The sequence below is a fragment of the Flavobacterium sp. KH_035 genome (assembly GCF_057839565.1).
Genome location: NZ_CM174492.1, coordinates 1,776,490 through 1,797,735, shown reverse-complemented (window position 1 = coordinate 1,797,735; position 21,246 = coordinate 1,776,490). Strand labels below are relative to the sequence as shown.

Genomic DNA, 21,246 nt, shown 5'->3' with positions numbered 1-21,246 from the left:
TAGGTGATAAATTTAGGTGCTGCAATATAATAATTAACATTTAATTAGCAACATCCGGTCTAATAATTTTATTTAGCTGTTTTTTACCAGAAAATAACCTATTGTTACGAACGCAAAAATATACTTTTTATTATTTACTATAACATGAAATACTATATTTTTACCTACTAAAATATTTTTAATTAAAAACCGTTTTATCCACTAATGAAACAAGCCCTGATTTTATACCTTTTTCTTATTCCCTTTATCTCATTTTCCCAGATAAATGGAGGCTTTACGTTAGATTGGCAAAACAAAAAAGAGATGAGCTTTGGCGACTCAAAATTAAAAATACCGTACTTTTCAGGAAACGGTTTTCGGTATGATACTACTAAAAAAAGCATAATATTATTACTGAATCTGACTGAATCAGGTTACACAAACTACAATTCGATTCAAATTTCTAACATTATTTACGAATCTGTTTCAATTACTGATCTTGGTGATCTTTCACTTGAAAACATCCCTGAAAAACCAAATGAAACCTTAAAAACGACCACTTCAAGAGACCTGAAACAGGTGTTCTTATCTTTGTCACCTATTATCAAAGAAGGAAACAGCTTTAAAAGAATACGATCTTTTTCTTACAGCACAACCACCAACACAGCAACAAAAAGCAACACCTCTTCTTCTTTTCAAAAAACAAATACGGTCTACAATTCTATATTATCTTCCGGAGACTGGTACCGCTTTTACATCGAAAAATCGGGCGTTTATAAAATCTCCAGATCCTTTTTACAAAGCTTGGGATTTGACCCGGGAAAAACGGACCCAAGAAGAATCAAAATCTATGGAAATGGAGGAAAAATGCTTCCTCTGGCCAACAATGTTTATTATCCGGAGGATCTGGCAGAAAATGCCATTCAGATTATCGGTGAAGCAGATGGCGTTTTCAACAACGAAGATTACATTCTTTTTTATGGTGAAGGAATTGAAAACTGGAATACAGAAAGCCAGACCAACTTAAACCTGTACGACACCAAGTCTTACTATTACATCACCATTACAGGCGGCGACGGAAAACGAATCTCCCCGTTAAATCAACCAACCGGAAACAGCACTTTAGAATTAAACACTTTTGACGATTACCAGTTTCATGAGATCGACAAAACAAACATCGCTCACTTAGGCCGCGAATGGTATGGCGAATCTTTCGACATTACTCAGGAACAGGAGTTCAACTTCAACTTTCCAAATATTGACACATCGACTCCTATTAAAATAGACGTCAAAGCGGCTTCGGCGGCATATACTCCTACTTCGTTTGCCATTTCCGCCAACGGACAAAATATTGGCAATCTCAATTTTCAACCATTGGTCCTCAATTCCGATATAAAATTTTACGCTCAGGAACTACCCGCTAATGCAGCCTTTACCGGAGCCGAAAATGTAAAAATAAAACTTACTTATACGAACAATGGTGTTCCGGGATCAAAAGGATACCTTGATTTCATTAATCTAATTGCGAAAAGAAAACTCCTGGGCACCGGCAAACAATTTAAATTTCAATACGACTTAGCAGGTTCAACCCCAGGAATAGTCAATTACACTATAGGAAACGCCGCCAGTATTTCTCAAATTTGGGATATCACAGATCCAACCAATACCTTAAAAATAGAAAACTCCCGCCAAACCAATTTTAGCTTTAAAGCATCTTTAGGAGAAGTCAGAAAATACATAGCGATTGACCCCGCAGATTATTTTGCTCCTTCAAAAGAGAACCAATCTAAAATCGTTAATCAAAACTTAAAAGGAACACTTTTCAGGAATGCCCAAAATAGCTTTCAGGATATCGACTACGTTATTATAACTCCGAAATTTCTAACTTCCCAAGCGGAAAAACTAGCCAATTTTCACCGACTTAACTCCAATTTAAATGTAAAAGTAATTACATTAGAAAATATCTATCAGGAATTCTCTTCAGGAAAACAAGATGTAGCAGCCATCCGAAATTGCATTCGATACCTTTATAATAATGCTTCATCTCCCGACAAAAAACTTAAATATGTAAACTTATTCGGAGACGCCTCATTTGACTATAAAGATCGAATTACAAACAACACCAACATCGTACCTATATATCAATCTGCAATTAGCAACTCTACCGGAGAAGCCTCATTTGCATCTGATGATTTTTACGGGCTAATGGATACCAACGAAGGAGTTGTCGTTTTTCCTTTTGGAGGAATTGATATCGCAGTAGGCAGAATGTTAATTTCAGACAATGCACAGGCAGGCGAAATGGTCAATAAAGTTTTAGAGTACCACGACCAAAAATCATTTGGAAACTGGCGCAACAACATTGTCATGATAAGCGATGACTCCGACGGGCCTTCAGATGCGAGTCTGCAATCCCGCCAAAACAACCTTGCCGATGCAATCTCTACCCAAAAACCATTCTTTAATATCGACAAAATCCTTCTCGACTCTTACACTCAGGAAGCTTCTGCAGGAGGCGCAAGATACCCTAAAGCCAGAACTGATATGTTTAATGCTTTTGAAAAAGGTGCTTTAGTTTTCAACTATCTTGGACATGGTGGAGAAGATGGCCTCGCAGGCGAACGAATCTGGGAAAAATCAGATGGCCAAAACCTAAGCAATCAATACAAATACCCTTTATTTATTACCATAACCTGCGAGTTTTCAAGATTTGACGACCCTACAAGACCAACCGCAGGGGAATACACTTTTTGGAATCCGAAAGGCGGCGCCATTTCAATGCTAACCACCATTCGCGCCATCGGACAATACAATGCCGAAAACTTTAACGACAGCCTTAACAAAAACCTACTTTCTTACGGATCAAGTCAATACACTACCATCGCAGAAGCGCTCCGAATTTCTAAAAACGAAAACCCAAGCTCTGCCAGTAATGTTATTTTTTACATTGGAGATCCTGCCTTGATGCTGGCCATTCCGAAACCAAAAATCAATTTAACAAAAATCAATGATATTGCAATTTCTCAGGCAATTCCCGATTTTAAATCATTATCAAAAATCAAGATCACAGGAGAAATTACCGACGAGAACAACAACCTTTTAAGCAATTACAATGGCGAATTAGCAACAGCTATTTTCGACAAATTAATCACAACCACAACCCTGAATAACGATGGATATAGCCCTGCAATGTCATTCAAAATATTAGGTGAAACTATTTTCAGAGGAAATGCATCGGTAACTAACGGTCAGTTTGAATTTAGCTTTGTCGTACCAAGAGACATTCGCGTTCCTGTTGATTACGGCCGAATTAGCTTTTACTCAAAGAAGATCCAAATACTTGAAAACCAAACAGGTTACAACACCAATATAAAAATTGGAGGAATAAATGAAAATGCTCCACAAGACAATATAAGTCCAAAAGTGAAGTTATATATGAACGATGAAACTTTTGTATCGGGAGGAATTACAAACGAATCGCCATTTTTATTAGCGTTTCTTGAAGATGAAAACGGAATCAATACAGCAAGCGGAATCGGGCATGATATTATAGCAGTGCTGGATGGCGATGTAAGCAATCCTTTTGTTCTAAATGATTATTATCAGACAAAACTAGACGATTACACCAATGGAAATTTACGTTTTCCATTGCGAAATCTGACTGCTGGAATGCACACTATAACTTTTACAGCATGGGATGTTTACAACAATCCTGTAACCAGTGAAATACAGTTTATAGTCGTTGGAGATGAATCACTAACCTTAACTCACGTTCTTAATTACCCTAACCCTTTTTCAACTTATACCCAATTTTGGTTTTCACACAACAGACCTTACGAACCTTTAGACGTTCAGGTTCAGGTAATGACCATAACAGGAAAAGTAGTCTGGACAAAAAACCAGATAGTCACCACAGAAGGCTTCTTGTCAAGAGAAATAACCTGGGACGGAAAGGATGATTTTGGTGATCGAATCGGGAAAGGCGTATACATTTACAAACTCACCGTCAAATCAAATTTGACAAATAAAAAGGCAGAAAAATACGAAAAGCTTGTCATCTTATAATAATCTATATATTTGTATCACCAACTCCATTAATTACGTAAATGAAAAAAATATCACTTTTATTAATTTGTTTTTTAATTATTCCGTACGCAAAAGCCCAAAACATTGAGCGCCCCATCACTACCGGAGTACCTTTTTTACTAGTCGCAGCAGACGCAAGAGCCGCTGGTTTAGCCGATCAGGGTGTCGCTACATCAGCCGATGCCTATTCACAACAATGGAATCCTGCAAAATATGCTTTCTCTGTAGACAAGCAAGGATTTTCTATCAGCTACACTCCTTATTTAACAGACTTAGCCAATGACATTTCATTAGGTCAGGTAACCTACTACAACAAAATCAATGAGCGAAGCGCCTTTGCGGGAAGTTTCCGTTATTTCGGCTTTGGAGATATTGAGTTAAGAACAACTGGAGACCCAAATGAAGCTGCAAGAATCGTTTCTCCGAATGAATTTGCTTTCGACGGATCTTACTCTCTGAAATTAAGTGAAAAATTCTCAATGGCAGTAGCTGCAAGATACATTCGTTCTAACCTAAAAATTGCTTCGGAAGATGTCGATGCGTCAGCCTCAGGTTCTTTTGCCGTAGACGTTGCCGGATTCTACCAATCGGAAGAAATTGCCTATTCTGATTTTAACGGAAGATGGAGAGGTGGTTTCAACCTGCAAAACCTTGGACAAAAGATAAGCTATGATAACGACGATATCAGTTCTAACTTTTTACCAGCCAATCTTAGATTAGGAGGAGGTTTCGACTTTATCTTAGACGATTACAACAAAGTAGGTCTTAGTGTCGAATTCACCAAACTTTTAGTTCCAACTCCACCGGGACCTGGAACTCCTGTAGACGCAAATGGCGATGGCGATTTTACAGATCCTGGAGATATCTCTCAGGAACAAGCTAATGCATCAAACTACAAAAACTATAAAGACATCGGATGGGTATCTGGAATTTTCAAATCTTTTGGAGATGCACCAGGAGGTTTCAGTGAAGAACTAAAAGAAATCACTTATAGCGTAGGTGCAGAATATATGTATCAGGATGCATTTGCATTACGTGCAGGATATTTTCACGAAAGCCCGCAAAAAGGAGCAAGACAATTCTTCTCTTTAGGAGCCGGATTCAAATATAATGTTGTAAAAGTTGACGTTTCGTATTTATTTTCAACATCAAAAGTTAAAAATCCGTTAGAAAATACACTTCGTTTTTCTTTAACCTTTAACTTTGGCGACAAATACGAAGTTTATTAAAACCAGAAAATAAGAAAATAAAAAAATAATAACAATCCAAATTTCTATTAAGTTAGAGATTTGGATTTTTTTTCCCTTAAAAACAAATGAAAGAAATAAGCATTACATCATCCTTTAACATTTACAATAACCTTGAAGAGCTTCCAATCGACATTCAGGACTTAATGCGTCAGGCAGTCGAAGTTCGTAAAAATGCCTACGCTCCCTATTCGCAATTTCGGGTTGGAGCCGCTTTACTTTTAGACAATGGAAAAATAGTGATCGGATCTAATCAGGAAAACGCAGCCTATCCTTCAGGATTATGCGCAGAGCGTGTTGCCATTTATCATGCCGGGAGTGTATATCCGGAAGCAAAAATTCTAAAAATAGCCATTACAGCAGCTTCAGACACCAACCAGACAACGGCACCCATTCCGCCATGTGGTTCTTGTCGACAATCTATTGCAGAATACGAGATCAGACAGGATACCCCTATCGAAATCTATTTTATGGGTGAAATTGGTGAAGTTTACAAATCGGCATCCCTAAAAAATTTACTCCCTTTTATGTTTGATAAAAAGTTCTTGTAAAAAAAAGCCAAAAAGTGGCTTTTAAATTTTACTTCTTAATAGGAATGTCTTATTTTTGCATCCCGACCTTTCGGGCGCAAATTTGTGGGAGGAAACTATTTTGCGTTATAGGCAACAATTGATAACACAAACAAACTTTAGCAAAAGAAAGAATTCAGATGAAAGAAGTTACAAAAGAAGTATATTTAAAGTGGTACGAAGACATGCTACTTTGGAGAAAGTTTGAAGACAAACTTGCAGCATTATACATTCAACAAAAAGTTAGAGGTTTTTTACACCTATATAATGGTCAGGAAGCTGTATTAGCGGGTGCATTGCACGCTATGGACCTGACAAAAGACAAAATGATTACTGCTTACAGAAACCACGTTCAGCCAATTGGTATGGGAGTTGATCCCAGAAACGTAATGGCAGAGCTTTTAGGAAAAGCAACAGGAACTTCTAAAGGTATGGGAGGTTCTATGCATATTTTCTCTAAAGAACACCGTTTTTACGGAGGTCACGGAATCGTAGGTGGACAAATTCCTGTTGGAGCTGGTTTGGCTTTTGCAGATAAATATTTCAACACTGGCGGAGTTACTATGACTTACTTTGGTGATGGTGCTGCCAGACAAGGTTCTTTACACGAAGCTTTCAACATGGCCATGTTATGGAAATTACCTGTTGTATTTATCGTTGAAAACAACGGTTATGCTATGGGAACTTCTGTTGAAAGAACTGCAAACCACACAGACATCTGGAAACTTGGTTTAGGATACGAAATGCCTTGCGGACCTGTTGACGGAATGAATCCTGTAAAAGTTGCAGAAGCAATGACAGAAGCAATTGACAGAGCACGTCGTGGCGACGGACCAACTTTCCTTGAAATGAAAACGTACCGTTACAGAGGACACTCAATGTCTGATGCACAATTGTACCGCTCAAAAGAAGAAGTAGAAGAATACAAAAAAATTGACCCTATTACTCAGGTTTTAGATGTAATTATGGATCAAAAATATGCTACAGAAGAAGAAATTGAAGTAATCGACCAAAGAGTAAAAGATTTGGTTGAAGAATGTGTGAAATTTGCTGAAGAATCTCCATATCCTGAATTACAACAATTATATGATGTAGTATACGCACAAGAAGACTATCCATTTACACCTCATAAACTATAAATCAATGGCAACAATTATTACAATGCCTCGTTTGAGCGATACAATGACGGAAGGAACGGTAGCGACTTGGCTTAAAAAAGTAGGCGACAAAATTAGCGAAGGAGACATCTTAGCTGAGATTGAAACAGACAAAGCAACAATGGAATTTGAGTCTTTCAACGAAGGAACTCTTTTGCATATTGGAATACCAGCAGGAGAAACTGCCCCTGTTGACTCTTTATTAGCAATCATTGGTAACGAAGGAGAAGACATCTCTGCTCTTTTAGCTGGTGGTGCTGCCCCTGCTACAGAAGCTCCAAAAGCGGAAGCTGCCCCTGCTGCAGAAACAAAAACAGAAACTGCTACTCCTGCAAAAGCTGCAACTGAATTACCAAAAGGTGTTGTAGTGGTTACCATGCCACGTTTGAGCGATACCATGACCGAAGGAACTGTAGCTTCCTGGTTGAAAAAAGTAGGTGATACTATTGCTGAAGGAGACATCTTAGCCGAAATTGAAACAGACAAAGCGACTATGGAGTTTGAGTCTTTCAATGCCGGAACCTTATTACACATTGGAATTCAGGAAGGAAATACAGCTCCTGTTGACAGCTTATTAGCTATCATCGGACCTGCCGGAACTGATGTTTCGGGAATTTCTGCAAACTATACTGCCGGAGGTGCTTCAAGCACTCCTGCAACTGAAGAAGTAAAAGCTGCTCCTGCTGCTGAAAAAGCAACAGAAACTGTAGCCGAAACTTCAAACGGAGGAAGAATCTTAGCTTCACCATTAGCAAAGAAAATCGCTTCTGACAAAGGAATCCAATTGACTCAGGTTAAGGGTTCAGGAGAAAACGGACGTATTGTAAAAAGCGATATCGAAAACTTTACTCCAGCTGCCGCTCAGGCACCTGCTGCAACTGCAACAGCTGCTGCTAAACCGCAAGAAGCTGCTCCTGCTGCTGCACCAAAAGTATTTGTTCCTGCCGGAGAAGTTTTCACCGAAGAGATCAAAAACTCTCAAATGCGTAAAATTATCGCAAAACGTTTGGCTGAATCTTTATTTACAGCTCCTCACTACAACCTAGTGATCGAAGTAAGCATGGACGAAGCTATGGGTGCGAGAGCAACAATCAATACCGTTCCGGATACAAAAGTATCTTTTAACGATATGGTAATCAAAGCTTGTGCATTAGCCTTGAAAAAACATCCAAAAATCAACTCTCAGTGGAAAGAAGATGCTATCATCATCAACCACCACGTAAATATTGGTGTTGCTGTAGCTGTTGAAGACGGATTAGTAGTTCCAGTATTGAAATTTACAGACGCCATGAGTTTATCTCAAATTGGCGCTTCAGTAAGAGATCTTGCCGGAAGAGCTAAAAACAAAAAACTAGGACCACAGGAAATGGAAGGAAGCACTTTTACAGTTTCTAACCTTGGAATGTTTGGCATCACTGAATTCAATTCGATCATCAACCAGCCAAACTCTGCTATCCTTTCTGTAGGTGCAATTGTTGAGAAACCGGTAGTAAAAAATGGTCAAATCGTAGTTGGAAACACCATGATGTTATCATTAGCTTGTGACCACAGAACGATTGACGGCGCAACCGGAGCTCAATTTTTACAAACACTAAAACAATACATCGAAAGCCCGGTGACCATGTTAGCATAATTTTTATGCCATGTCCGTCTGAGCGAAGTCGAAGACCCCATAATAAAATCCCGTTTTGTTCATTCAAAACGGGATTTTTTGTTTAATTTTCATCCGCAAATCCAAAACACATAAAAATGAAGAAAATAATCCTTGTAACTTTATTCTTAACAGCTCTTGCCTGCCAGAAAAAAGAACAAACCGAAAAAAATACAGCCGTCATTGACGAACACAGCTATTCTAAACCGGAATTGGCTGTTGTTAAACACCTCGATCTTGACATTAAAGTCGATTTCAATACCCAAACCATCACAGGAAAAGCTTCCTGGCAAATTGACAACATCAGTAAAGGAAATGAAATTATCTTCGACGAAAACACCCTTAACATTACCAAAGTAACCTTAGGAGACGAAGAGAAAGAAACCAAATTCGAGCTTGGTGCGGACACTGAATTTCACGGAAAACCGCTTCGCATTACTATTGAACCAAACACAACCAAAGTAAACATCTACTACAACACCACCAAAGATGCTGTAGCATTACAATGGCTGAAACCAGAACAAACTGCAGACAAAAAGAAACCATTCTTATTCTCTCAGGGCGAAAGCGTTTGGTCAAGAACCTGGATTCCGTGTCAGGATTCACCGGGAATTCGCTTTACTTACAATGCAAAAGTTACCGTTCCTAAAGATTTATTAGCTGTTATGAGTGCTGTGAATCCACAAAAGAAAAACGATACCGGAGTTTATACTTTCAAGCAGGACAAAGCAATTCCGTCTTATTTAATGGCAATTGCCGTTGGAGATATTGAATTCCAGGCAATCGATAACAGAACCGGGGTTTACGCAGAACCTTCAATGCTGAAAAAATCGGCTTGGGAATTTGCTGAACTTGGAAAAATGGTCGTTGCTGCCGAAAAACTATACGGCCCATACCGTTGGGGACGTTATGATGTATTGGTTTTACCTCCAAGCTTTCCTTATGGCGGAATGGAAAACCCGAACCTAACTTTCTTAACTCCGGGCGTAATTGCAGGAGATCGTTCTCTAACAAGTCTTTTAGCACATGAGCTAGGACACAGCTGGAGCGGAAATCTTGTTACAAATACAACATGGGATGATATCTGGTTAAACGAAGGATTTACCACTTATGTAGAACACAGAATTGGAGAAGCCATCTTCGGAAAGAAAGAATTTGAAATGCAAAACGTTATCACCAACAAAGAATTAGTGGATAATGTAGCCGAATATGGAGCAGATAGTCCGGATACCCGATTAAAAGTAAGCCTTACAGGAAGAAATCCTGACGATGGTATCAGCATGATTCCTTACGTAAAAGGGTATGCCTTTTTAAGAGTTATTGAGAATGCCGTTGGCCGTGAGAAATTCGATCCGTTTATTAAAAACTATTTCGATTCTCATGCGTTCAAATCAATCACAACAGAAGATTTTGTAAAATATATTAATGAAAACCTGATTAAAGGCGACAAAGCTTTAGCGGATAAAATCAAATTAGAAGACTGGATCTACAAACCGGGAATTCCGTCAAACATCCTTCCGGTAAGTTCTCCTGATTTTGATGCAATTGATCAAATCCAAAAAACCTGGAGAGAAACTGGCGTAGCAGGTTTAAGCAAAAAAATTACAACAACTGCCGAAAAACAGCATTTTATAGACCATCTTCCGGCTGACATTACAGCAACAGAAATGGAAGCGATTGACAAAGAATTCAACTTTACAAAAGGCGGTAATTTCATCATTAAACGCCAATGGTTTGTTCAGGCCATTGAACATCAATACAAAGCAGCCAATCCAGCAATTGAGCAATTTCTAATCGGAATAAGCCGAACAGGATCAGTAATGATGCTTTACAAAGAAATGGTAAAAACTCCGGAAGGAAAAGTTTGGGCAAAACAGATTTTCGAAAAAGCGAAATCAGGTTATCATGCTACTACTATTCAGGCTGTTGAAGGGGTTTTAAAATAGACTTTTTTTAGTCGCAGTTTTTAGTCGCAGTTTTCAGTCGCAGTAGGCAGTTGCAGTGAACAGTCTCAGTTTTCAGTCACAGTACACGGTGCTGCTTGAAAACTGAGACTGAGACCGAAAACTGAGACTGAAAACCGCGACTGAAAACTAAAAAAAACCAGATTACATTTCGTGCAATCTGGTTTTTTTTAGTTCTTATTCTTCGCTTCGATCCATTTTGACATGTACATCGTACTTCTATACGCGTGATGCTGCAATAAATTACCCATAAAATTATGCAGACGATGATTTTTAGAATCTATCAACAATGAATTGACCACAGCTACTAATCCAATTGAAATTTTATCCTTCAAATAACATTCGTTAATAATAGCGACACCTTTTTTCTGAGCTTCTTTCCAAAGATTTTCATCCTGATAAAGTGCAATTGCATTTTTAACAAATTCAGACACATCATCGACTATAAATCCATTCCAAGGCAAGTTGGCATGCATGGCTTCAGCACCAATTGTTGTAGTTACGCTAGGTGTTCCGCATTGCATTGCCTCAAGCAATTTACCTTTTAAACCGGCTCCAAACCGAATAGGCGCCAGAACAATCCTGGCATTTTTCACTACCTCAGTAGCATCTTCTGCCCTGCCCATTATATAAAACCCATTTTTGGGCTGATGCAGCTGTACTACTTTTTGCGACGGATAAGCTCCATAAACCTCTAAAACAGCTTCCGGAAAATCCTTTTTAATCAAAGGCCAGATGGTTTCTTTTAAATACTGAACTGTATTCCAATTGGGTTCATGAAAGAAATTTCCAATAAAAACAAACTTTTTCCTTTCTTCAAAGGAAGGCAATTTCAAAAGAGCATCATCCGGCATTGCCTCCACTAGAAAAGGGAGATACAAAAGCAGCTCGTTATTGATCCTGAACATCTCTTTCAAAATATTCATCTCAAATTCTGAAATAATTAAAGACAAATCACACCTTAAAATACTGGCAATTTCTCGTTTCGCGACTTCTTCTGAAAACAAATCTGTCAATTCAAATTTTCGGCCTTTCTTAAAAGCGTTTTGTCTTGCTGCACGCAAACAATGTAAATCTTCGGTATCGAGAATCCGGATTGCTTCCGGACAATTTTCCGTCACACGCCATCCAAATTGTTCCTCAATCATAAAACGATCAAATAAAACGACATTCGGATTTAATTCAACTATAAAATCATCAAAACTGGCGGAATTGAGTTCGATACTTTTTTTATCAACTCCAAAAGCAGACAAGTCCACCATAAAATCGCTGTCTAGGGCCGTACTAACGAATGTAATCTCAAATCCATTTTGCTTAAAAATGGAAATTAACTGCATCATTCTTCCTCCGGCAGCAGACGAATTTGGCTCGGGCCAGACAGAACCGATAATTAAAAGTTTACGCACTGTATTCATTTATATTCACTTCAACCTGCAAAATAATGCTTTTTCGAGCGTATTCGCACGATATTTCCTGTTTTTGGTCGAAAAAAGACTAATTTTGCCAAATACAAATTTCGGAAGCAATTATGTTAGGATTAAAATTAGCCACAGACCCTCGCTGGGTCAATATCGTAGAATCAAATATCGAAGAAATTTTGACGGATCATGCCTGGTGCGAACAAAAAGCCGCTTCAAATGCAATCAGCTTAGTTACTTACAATTCTGAATTGGAAGAGCTGGTGACAGAAATGCTTGTGATCGCGAGGGAAGAGCTAGAGCATTTGCAAATGGTGCACGATATCATCAAAAAAAGAGGCTTGACTTTGGGACGTGAAAGAAAAGATCACTATGTAAATGAACTTTTTAAATTCATGAAAAAAGACGGCAGCCGCAGAGATGCTCTTTGCGATCGCCTGTTGTTTTCGGCTATGATTGAAGCCAGAAGCTGCGAGCGTTTTAAAGTACTTTCAGAAAACATAAAAGACGAAGAACTGGCTAAATTCTACCGTGATTTAATGATTTCTGAAGCCGGACATTACACTACATTTTTAGGTTTTGCAAGAAAATATACCGACAATATAGATATTGATAAACGCTGGAAAGAATGGATTGAATACGAAGGTTCAATTATCACCAACTACGGAAAAAGTGAAACCGTACACGGATAATAATTCTTAAAAATCGATTTTCATTTTTACCTATAAATACCACAATTTGTTATGTCTGCAAATAAAATAAAGACCATTTTACTAAAAACGGCCAAATACCTTGGGATTACTTTTGTTGTCATTATAGGATTACTGTTCCTTACTCCCATTATTTTTGAAGATACGATCAAGGAACAGATCAAAAAAACTGCCAACGAAAAACTTAGTGCTGAATTAAATTATTCCGATGTTGCGGTTTCGTTTTTTCAACATTTCCCTTCTCTTACTCTAACCTTAAGCGATTTACACCTTAACGGATCTGCACCTTATAAGAGCGAAAAATTCATTACCGCAAAAGAAGTTTCTTTTGGCATAAATGTAGCCAGTCTGGTTTTTAGCAAAGAGGTAAAAATTGACCAAATTTATTTGTCTGATTCTTTTATCAATGTAAAGGTAAATGAAGAAGGAGAAGCCAATTACAACATCTATAAAGGATCTTCACAGGATTCAAACCCTAAAGACAGCACTGAAACTGCCTTAAAACTGGAACGAATCGAGATTTTAAACAGTAAGATTGTTTACGATGACAAATCAACGAAAATACATTTTGATGCTTTTGGATTTGATTATTTAGGAAAAGGAGATTTAAACAAAGCCGTTTTTGATTTGTATTCGAAAGCAAAAATTGAAAAATTAAATATTGTTTATGAAAATGAACCCTATTTGATGAACAAAAAGGTGAATGCAGATCTGATCACAAAAGTAAATGTAAACTCTTTGTCTTTTTATTTCCAACAAAATAACCTTAAAATAAATGACCTTATCGTTGACTTTATTGGAAAATTCAACTTCCTGAAAGATGGATACAATATGGATTTTGTGATAAAATCAGACAACAGTGATTTACACGATGTTTTTACCGCCTTCCCTCCAAAATACATTACCTGGCTGTCTAAAACAGAATTGAAAGGAAATACCAACCTGCTTTTAACTTTAAAAGGTGACTATATTGCAGCACAAAACATTGCTCCGGATCTTAATGTGGATGTAAAAGTTGACAGCGGATTTGTTAATTACAACAAAAGTGCTTTTCCGGTTTCCAATCTGAATTTAGACATAAAGACAAAAGTTCCGTCTTTAAATCCGGACCTGCTTATTGTTGATGCCAAAAACCTGTCTTTAAACATCAAGCAAGATTATTTAAAAACGAAATTCAACGTTAAAGGTGTAAAAACACCGGATATCAACGCCGATTTTAAAGCTAAAATTGATCTTGGGAAATTAATACAGGCACTTGGAATTCCAACCATCGTCTTGAAAGGAAACTTAACAGGAGATGTGAAAGCAAACGGGAAATTTGATTTAAAAAACAAACTTCTTCCGGTTACCAAGGGAGTTATTGATTTGGAAAACGGTTATTTAAAAACACCTTACTATCCAAATCCTATCACAGACATCACCATCAAATCTAAGGTTGAGAATCAAAAAGGGACTTTTAGTGACTTAAAAATAAGTCTAAAACCTACTCAGTTTACTTTTGAAGGAAAACCTGTTTTTGTAGAAGCTGATCTTAGCAATTTTAATGATTTGACTTATAACATTAAAGCGAAAGGAGAACTGGATGTCAACAAAATTTATAAAGTTTTCTCTCAAAAAGGACTTGATTTAGACGGTTTTGTAAAAGCTGATTTGGTTTTAAAAGGTAAACAAAGCGATGCCGAAAAAGGAAACTACCGCAAGCTGTACAACAAAGGAACCCTTGAACTTAGAAATATCGGAATTGCTTCTGAATATCTTCCGAAGAAATTCATCATCAAAGAAGGTATTTTTAAGATCAATCAGGATAAAATGTCCTTCAATAATTTTTTGGCAGCCTACGGCCAATCTGACTTTAGGTTAAATGGTTATTTACAGAACGTTTTTAATTATGCAACTACCAATACCGGTGTCCTAAAAGGTTCTTTCAAATCGACATCACGTTATATTAATGTGGATGAATTTATGTCGGCTACTCCGACAACTACTTCGACTACCGAAGCCAAAACAGAAACTCAGCCTCAAAAGCAAACGACACAAACAGGAGTTATTATTATTCCTTCCAATTTAAATCTGCAATTTACAGCGAATGCCCAAAAAGTAAATTTCGACAAATTGAATCTTTTAAATGCAGTTGGAAATTTAAGCATGAACAAAGGCAAACTGAATATGCAGAATACCGGTTTTAATCTAATTGGATGCGACGTGAGCATGAACGCTAATTATCAGGCGATAACTCCTAAAAAAGCCAATTTTGATTACGCGATTAAAGCTTCTGATTTTGACATTAAAAGGGCCTACAACGAAATTGAAGTTTTTAGAAAAATGGCAAGTGCTGCCGAAAAAGCACAAGGAATTGTTTCTTTAGACTACCAGTTAAAAGGCCGTTTAAACAGCAATATGGAACCGGTTTATCCGTCGCTTGCCGGTGGAGGAACTCTTTCGATAAAAGAGGTAAAAGTTAGGGGATTGAAAATGTTTAGTGCCGTAAGCAAACAAACCAATACCGAATCGATAAAAAATCCGGATCTTTCAAAAGTAGACATTAAAACTACGATCAAAAACAATATCATGACCGTAGAACGCTTTAAGTTTAAGTTTGCAGGCTTCCGACCAAGAATCGAAGGTACAACAAGTTTAGACGGAAAACTGAACTTAAAAATGCGTTTAGGCCTTCCTCCATTGGGAATCTTCGGAATTCCGCTGACCATTACCGGAACTCAGGACAATCCAAAAATAAAAGTGGGAAGAAAATCTCAAAATTTAGAAGAAACAAAAGATACCGAGGAATAAAAACTAAAAACCTGTTCATAATGAACAGGTTTTTTCATTTAAATCAAATTATATTTATAGTTTTGAACAGCAATGCAACTTACTCATGAAACAATCAAAAAAAGGAGAGTTTTACGGCCAGACAAACAAAACGATTTCCCTCGAAGGAATAACGTTAACAGATACCGTATATACACATCCTAAAGTAGATTGGCATTATCACGAGCATGCTTACTTTACCTTTATTCTGCAAGGAAATGTAATTGAAGGAAACAAAAAAGAAGTTTATAATTGTGCCCCCGGAAGCCTCCTTTTTCACAACTGGCAGGAACCACACTATAACATTAAACCGGAAGGTTTCACAAGAGGTTTTCATCTCGAAATCGAAAAAAAATGGCTTGATGACCTGACCATGAACAGCGACAACCTACAAGGAAGCGCAACCATCCTGAACCCCGACATCAAACTTCTGATGTATAAAATTTTCAGAGCAACCAAGGTTGATGACTTTCATTTTGATCTGCCAACCCAAACATTATTGATCGAGATCATGTCAAAACTAAATGGTGATTTTCAGTCGGTCCTACATAAAAATCCCAAATGGGTTTCAATGATTGACGAAATCCTTCACGATCAGCTTACCGAAACCATGACACTGGATTATTTGTCGAAAACATTAGGAATACACCCTATTCACCTTTCAAGAGATTTTTCAAAGTATTTTCATTGCAACTTAGGAGAATACATCCGAAAATTAAAAGTAGAAAAAGCATTGTCGCTCATTGCAATGCAAAGCAAATCTCTAACGGAAATTGCTTACGAATGTGGTTTCTCCGACCAAAGTCATCTCACCCGGTCTTTCAGAGAAATAAACGGACTCAATCCGTCAGCACACAAAAAATTACTTTTCAAAAAATAAATCAAATGTTAATCCTGTACAATTTTCAAAGTTTATTGTACGGTAGATTTGCATTTCAATCCTTACAATCAATCAAATGAAACACATTCTTTTACTTGCCCTGCTATTTTGCAACAACATTATTTCAGCACAAAACAATGACCTGTTCAAAACCGATGGAATTACAACTGAACTGCATAAAAATAATGTAGGTAAAATTACTTTTATGAAAGGCAATATTCCACTAGACCAGTATAAAGAAGCTGATTTTCTCAAATCCTTTGAACTAACTTATAAATCCGACCTGAACATTAGGGTTTTCATGAACAACTCTGTTACAAATTACCTGCATCAATTGAATCCGGAATTACCCGCAGATCAACTTTTAACGACAGGAAACCTTCAATTTACCTTTTACATCGACAATAAACTTCTCTATACCGAAAACCTTAACTACGGATGCAGTTTTGGATCGGGAGGCAGCAAAGATACTTCAACAACCTTCAGAGTTCCTTTAACAAGTTCCAAAAAAGAAGACTGGTGGTCCATTTACCTCTGGGAGCGATTTAAACTTAATGGTGGAGAGAAAGCACTAACCAATGGCAAGCATAAACTAAAAATCGAAATTCGTCCTTATCAAACGAATCAAAATGGAGCAATCAAAACGGGGGATTTAATTGCAAAAGGAGAAATTCAACTAATCTTAAAAGCGCCCAAACTGACAGCCAAACAAATCGAAATTCAGCCCATTCAACCCAACAGCGGCTGGGAAGTTTCAAACTTTACTTTTGACAAAAAGAAAATTGAACAACTCAACGCAGCTATTGCCAGTTACGATTTGAAGGAAATCACAAGTGTAGTTGTCATTTACGATAAAAAACTGCTGCTTGAAGAATATTTTAATGATGCCGACAGAAACACTTTGCACGATACCCGATCGGCAGGAAAATCTTTCGCCTCAACCCTAGCAGGAATTGCCATAAACGATGGTTATCTTAAAAATGAAAATCAAACGCTGAATCAGTTCTACGATTTAAAGAACTATGCCAATTATGAGTCTAAAAAAGACAGCGTAAAAATAAAAGACCTACTCAACATGAGCTCCGCCTTTGAGGGTTCTGATCAAAATAGCGATTCTCCCGGAAACGAAGAAAACATGTATCCTACAGACAATTGGGTGAAGTTCACTTTAGACTTACCTATGGATAAATCCAAAACCAACGGCGGTCAATGGGATTATTTTACAGCAGGTGTTGTTTTACTGGGCGACATCATCCACAAATCAGTTCCTGGCGGATTAGAAAAATATGCAAACGAAAAGCTTTTCAAACCCCTAAACATAACACATTACCAATGGCAGTATACTCCACAGAAAGTAGCCAATACAGCAGGAAGCCTACAAATGACCTCATTGGAATATGCCAAATATGCTCAATTATACCAAAATAATGGTCTTTGGAATGGCAAACAAATCCTTACTACCGGTTGGGTCCAAAAAACTCTAACCCACCAGTTGCAGATTCCGGAAAGAGAAAACGAATATTATGGTTACCTGTTTTGGAACAGAACTTTTACTTATAAAAACACTCCTTACGAAACTTATTACTGCGCCGGAAATGGAGGAAATGAGCTTATGATTTTCAAGAATCTTCCTCTCGTTGTTATCATTACTTCAAAAGCCTACAACAAACCTTATGGACATGCACAAGCTGAAAGAATTGTACAGAACTATATACTTCCATCACTATTAAAATAAAATTCAGAATCAGGTTCAAAAAAAGGTATTCTCTTTACTATAAAGCACGTTAGAGATGGCGATAACTGATCTTTTGCGATCTCTAATAGCTTTGTTTTTTCTAAAATCACCTGTCCTGTCACAAAAGATTTAATGTACATTTTATCTCGTAGAACATAAGCACTTGAAACCTGTTGCTCCGAAAAAGCCCCAGCAATAGCATGATGCTTTACCTCTTAAGAAGTAAACACTTAAAAATTGTTGCTCTGAAAGAGCCTCAGCAATAACATGTTGCGAAGCATCATGAATAATAATAATAATAATAATTGTTTAAGCCCTGTAAGGGCGAAAGCCTGACCGCGAAAACACTTCCCATATTTTTTAAGACAAGAGGTTCTTTTGTAAAACCTTCATATTGCATCCTCCTGCTCTTGCCCTTTCAGGGCTGCCTGACTCGTTATCCTAATTCACAGTGCGTTGCACTATGTTAGTGCTTTTGGGCTTTCAGCCCTGTTTAGCGGTTTCGAATACTTATACCACAAGGTAATGCTACAAATAAGATCAACTGTGATAAAACAACCTTCAATAAAAATAGGACCTTAAAAAAATGGAGAGCTGATGATATTGATATACGGAATATTTTTTATTCAACTACAACTCCCCATTATACTACTAACGGACTTAAACCAAAAAACCCGCTCTTTTCAGAACGGGTTTTGTAATAAGTAGTCTAATGCTTATGCTTCGAATGGAAGGATAGATACATAAGATTTGTTATCTTTTTTCTTTTGGAACTTAACAACTCCAGCTACTCTTGCGTGTAGTGTGTGATCTTTACTGATGTAAACGTTTTCACCTGGATTATGTTTTGAACCTCTTTGTCTAACGATGATGTTCCCAGCAATAGCAGCTTGACCACCAAAAATCTTAACGCCTAGACGTTTTGATTCTGATTCTCTACCATTCTTCGAACTACCGACACCTTTCTTGTGAGCCATGACGTATGAGTTTAAATATTGTTATTATTCTTTAGTAGCTTCTTTTTTTGCTTTTGGAGCTGCTTTTTTCGCTTTTGGAGCTTCTACTTCTTCAGTAGCTGCATCTTCTGCTACAACTGCTTTTTTAGCTGCTGCTTTTTTAGTTCCTCCTGCTGCAGTAATACCTTCAATTACAATTTGAGTAAGATATTGTCTGTGACCATTTCTTTTTTTGTATCCTTTTCTTCTTTTCTTTTTGAAAACGATAACTTTATCTCCTTTTAAGTGTTGTAACACTTTAGCTTCTACTGAAGCACCTTCTATAGCTGGGGCGCCTAAAGTTACATTTCCGTTATCGTCTAATAAAAGAACTTTGTCAAAAGAAACTTTTGAACCTTCTTCATTAGCCAAACGGTGAACATAAACCTTTAAGTCTTTGCTTACTTTAAATTGTTGCCCTGCTATCTCTACGATTGCATACATACCAAATTGATTTATTGATTTTTAAGGTTGCAAATATACAACTATTAATTTACTATGCAATCCCTTATTCCAAAAATATTTATTTCCGCTTTACAGCTGTTTTTCAAGGCATTTCTGTACTCCAAAAAAGACATTTAGAAGTAAAAGACTGTTAATATTTAATCATTTTACCCCCGTATCCCTGAATGCTAATTAAAAAAAGTTATTTTTGGTGTAACTATAATCAACTCTTGACTACCTATTTATTTAGGTAAATATAAATTTATTAATCTTTATGAAAAATTCAATAATTATGTTAAGTGCGGCACTAATGCTCGGCGGAGTGGCTCATGCTCAAAAGGTAGCTTTTGAAGAATACAATTTAGATAACGGAATGCACGTCATTTTGCATAATGATCCCTCAGCTCCGGTTGTGATCACCTCGGTCATGTACCATGTAGGATCAAAAGACGAACGTCCGGACCGAACAGGTTTTGCACATTTCTTTGAACATTTGTTGTTTGAAGGAACTAAAAACATCAAACGTGGCGAATGGATGAAGATTGTTACCGCTAATGGAGGTGTAAACAACGCCAACACTACTGATGATAGAACCTATTACTACGAAGTTTTCCCTTCAAACAGCCTAGAACTTGGTTTATGGATGGAATCAGAAAGATTAATGCATCCGGTGATCAATAAAATTGGTGTCGACACACAAAATGAAGTGGTTAAGGAAGAAAAAAGAATGCGTTACGACAATCAGCCTTACGGAAACATCCTCCCGGTTGTAAAAGAAAACATGTTCAAAAAACACCCGTACCGTTGGACTACTATCGGTTCTATGAAAGATTTGGATGCTGCAACTCTTGAAGAATTTCAGGCATTTAATAAAAAATTCTACACGCCAAACAATGCTGTTTTAGTCGTAGCAGGTGATTTTGACAAAGCCAAAACAAAAGAATGGATTCAGAAATATTTTGCACCAATTCCGAGAGGCGAAGAAGTAAAAAAACAAACTTACGTAGAAGAGCCAATCAATCAGACAATAAAAGCCACTTACGAAGACCCGAACATTCAGATTCCAATGGTAGTTGCTTCGTACAGAACTCCATCTATGAAAACCAGAGATGCCAGAGTTTTAGACTTAATTTCTTCTTATTTAAGTGATGGGAAAAGCTCAAAATTGTACAAAAAAATAGTCGACGACAAAAAAATGGCTCTTCAGATTGGAGCGGTAGGATTTAGTCAGGAAGATTACGGAATGTACATTTTGTATGGTTTACCAATGGCTCCCAATACAACAGCTGACATTTTGAAAGAAATGGACGAAGAGATCGTAAAAATTCAAACGGATTTGATTTCTGAGAAGGATTATCAAAAATTACAAAACAAATTCGATAATAATTTTGTGAATGCCAATGCAAGCGTTGAAGGAATTGCAGAAAATCTTGCTTCTTTCTACCTGCTTTACGGAGATGTAAACTTGATTAATACGGAGATCGATCTTTACCATTCTATCACTAGAGAAGAAATCAGAGAAGTAGCCAAGAAGTACCTAAACCCTAACCAGCGTTTAATTTTAGACTATATCCCTTCAACTAAAGCTCAAAACTAAGTCATC

Annotated in this window: 14 protein-coding genes; 11 read left to right on the top strand and 3 right to left on the bottom strand. The window is 37.3% G+C overall.

All coding sequences use genetic code 11. The features are described 5' to 3' along the window. Nucleotides 1–204: 204 nt before the first annotated feature. From porU to AC3IS6_RS07805, 6 genes are all read left to right on the top strand, one after another. Nucleotides 205–4,044: a type IX secretion system sortase PorU gene (gene porU / locus AC3IS6_RS07830; protein WP_489164383.1), complete on the top strand. Its 3,840-nt coding sequence runs from the start codon at nt 205–207 to the stop codon at nt 4,042–4,044. Nucleotides 4,045–4,085: 41 nt separating this feature from the next. After that, nucleotides 4,086–5,294: a type IX secretion system outer membrane channel protein PorV gene (gene porV, locus AC3IS6_RS07825; RefSeq protein ID WP_489164382.1), complete on the top strand. Its 1,209-nt coding sequence runs from the start codon at nt 4,086–4,088 to the stop codon at nt 5,292–5,294. A gap of 86 nt (nt 5,295–5,380) precedes the next feature. Further along, complete coding sequence (gene cdd, locus AC3IS6_RS07820; protein WP_489164381.1) at nt 5,381–5,863, top strand: cytidine deaminase; 483 nt, start codon at nt 5,381–5,383, stop codon at nt 5,861–5,863. Nucleotides 5,864–6,021: 158 nt separating this feature from the next. Beyond that, nucleotides 6,022–7,020, top strand: coding sequence for a pyruvate dehydrogenase (acetyl-transferring) E1 component subunit alpha (gene pdhA / locus AC3IS6_RS07815; RefSeq protein WP_017497233.1), 999 nt, complete (start codon nt 6,022–6,024; stop codon nt 7,018–7,020). Nucleotides 7,021–7,024: 4 nt separating this feature from the next. Continuing rightward, nucleotides 7,025–8,671, top strand: coding sequence for a dihydrolipoyl dehydrogenase family protein (locus AC3IS6_RS07810; RefSeq protein ID WP_489164380.1), 1,647 nt, complete (start codon nt 7,025–7,027; stop codon nt 8,669–8,671). A gap of 116 nt (nt 8,672–8,787) precedes the next feature. Further along, the gene (locus AC3IS6_RS07805) at nt 8,788–10,635 is read left to right on the top strand and encodes a hydrolase/aminopeptidase (RefSeq protein ID WP_489164379.1); all 1,848 of its coding nucleotides are present in this window, start codon (nt 8,788–8,790) and stop codon (nt 10,633–10,635) included. A 188-nt stretch (nt 10,636–10,823) separates the two neighbouring features. On the opposite strand, the gene AC3IS6_RS07800 is transcribed toward AC3IS6_RS07805, so the two are convergent. Next, nucleotides 10,824–12,068 carry a glycosyltransferase family 4 protein gene (locus AC3IS6_RS07800; RefSeq protein ID WP_489164378.1) on the bottom strand — a complete coding sequence of 415 codons (1,245 nt, stop codon included), beginning with the start codon at nt 12,066–12,068 and terminating at the stop codon, nt 10,824–10,826. 113 nt (nt 12,069–12,181) lie between these two features. Here AC3IS6_RS07800 and AC3IS6_RS07795 point away from each other — a divergent pair, with 113 nt between their 5' ends. From AC3IS6_RS07795 to AC3IS6_RS07780, 4 genes are all read left to right on the top strand, one after another. Next, nucleotides 12,182–12,763, top strand: coding sequence for a MiaE family protein (locus AC3IS6_RS07795; RefSeq protein ID WP_173964336.1), 582 nt, complete (start codon nt 12,182–12,184; stop codon nt 12,761–12,763). A gap of 51 nt (nt 12,764–12,814) precedes the next feature. Further along, complete coding sequence (locus AC3IS6_RS07790) at nt 12,815–15,571, top strand: hypothetical protein (protein WP_489164377.1); 2,757 nt, start codon at nt 12,815–12,817, stop codon at nt 15,569–15,571. Between the two features lie 85 nt (nt 15,572–15,656). Next, entirely contained in the window at nt 15,657–16,469 is an 813-nt protein-coding gene (locus AC3IS6_RS07785) for a helix-turn-helix domain-containing protein (protein WP_489164376.1), read from the top strand. A 76-nt stretch (nt 16,470–16,545) separates the two neighbouring features. Continuing rightward, nucleotides 16,546–18,204, top strand: a complete 1,659-nt coding sequence (locus AC3IS6_RS07780) for a serine hydrolase domain-containing protein (RefSeq protein WP_489164375.1) — start codon at nt 16,546–16,548, stop codon at nt 18,202–18,204. Nucleotides 18,205–18,920: 716 nt separating this feature from the next. On the opposite strand, the gene rpmA is transcribed toward AC3IS6_RS07780, so the two are convergent. Continuing rightward, nucleotides 18,921–19,181 (bottom strand): 50S ribosomal protein L27, encoded by a 261-nt coding sequence (gene rpmA, locus AC3IS6_RS07775; protein ID WP_017497241.1) that lies wholly within the window; start codon nt 19,179–19,181, stop codon nt 18,921–18,923. Nucleotides 19,182–19,205: 24 nt separating this feature from the next. After that, entirely contained in the window at nt 19,206–19,643 is a 438-nt protein-coding gene (rplU, locus tag AC3IS6_RS07770) for a 50S ribosomal protein L21 (RefSeq protein WP_068844917.1), read from the bottom strand. A 274-nt stretch (nt 19,644–19,917) separates the two neighbouring features. Here rplU and AC3IS6_RS07765 point away from each other — a divergent pair, with 274 nt between their 5' ends. Further along, nucleotides 19,918–21,240, top strand: a complete 1,323-nt coding sequence (locus tag AC3IS6_RS07765) for a M16 family metallopeptidase (protein ID WP_173964340.1) — start codon at nt 19,918–19,920, stop codon at nt 21,238–21,240. The last annotated feature ends 6 nt before the right edge of the window (nt 21,241–21,246 follow it).

What these genes read in the sequence shown, in the direction of transcription:
- cdd (WP_489164381.1), top strand. Translation starts at nt 5,381, where the DNA reads ATGAAAGAAATAAGCATTACATCATCCTTTAACATTTACAATAACCTT.
- AC3IS6_RS07785 (WP_489164376.1), top strand. Translation starts at nt 15,657, where the DNA reads ATGAAACAATCAAAAAAAGGAGAGTTTTACGGCCAGACAAACAAAACG.
- AC3IS6_RS07795 (WP_173964336.1), top strand. Translation starts at nt 12,182, where the DNA reads ATGTTAGGATTAAAATTAGCCACAGACCCTCGCTGGGTCAATATCGTA.
- AC3IS6_RS07765 (WP_173964340.1), top strand. Translation starts at nt 19,918, where the DNA reads ATGAAAAATTCAATAATTATGTTAAGTGCGGCACTAATGCTCGGCGGA.
- AC3IS6_RS07800 (WP_489164378.1), bottom strand. Translation starts at nt 12,068, where the DNA reads ATGAATACAGTGCGTAAACTTTTAATTATCGGTTCTGTCTGGCCCGAG.
- porU (WP_489164383.1), top strand. Translation starts at nt 205, where the DNA reads ATGAAACAAGCCCTGATTTTATACCTTTTTCTTATTCCCTTTATCTCA.
- AC3IS6_RS07805 (WP_489164379.1), top strand. Translation starts at nt 8,788, where the DNA reads ATGAAGAAAATAATCCTTGTAACTTTATTCTTAACAGCTCTTGCCTGC.
- AC3IS6_RS07790 (WP_489164377.1), top strand. Translation starts at nt 12,815, where the DNA reads ATGTCTGCAAATAAAATAAAGACCATTTTACTAAAAACGGCCAAATAC.
- AC3IS6_RS07780 (WP_489164375.1), top strand. Translation starts at nt 16,546, where the DNA reads ATGAAACACATTCTTTTACTTGCCCTGCTATTTTGCAACAACATTATT.
- AC3IS6_RS07810 (WP_489164380.1), top strand. Translation starts at nt 7,025, where the DNA reads ATGGCAACAATTATTACAATGCCTCGTTTGAGCGATACAATGACGGAA.
- pdhA (WP_017497233.1), top strand. Translation starts at nt 6,022, where the DNA reads ATGAAAGAAGTTACAAAAGAAGTATATTTAAAGTGGTACGAAGACATG.
- rplU (WP_068844917.1), bottom strand. Translation starts at nt 19,643, where the DNA reads ATGTATGCAATCGTAGAGATAGCAGGGCAACAATTTAAAGTAAGCAAA.
- rpmA (WP_017497241.1), bottom strand. Translation starts at nt 19,181, where the DNA reads ATGGCTCACAAGAAAGGTGTCGGTAGTTCGAAGAATGGTAGAGAATCA.
- porV (WP_489164382.1), top strand. Translation starts at nt 4,086, where the DNA reads ATGAAAAAAATATCACTTTTATTAATTTGTTTTTTAATTATTCCGTAC.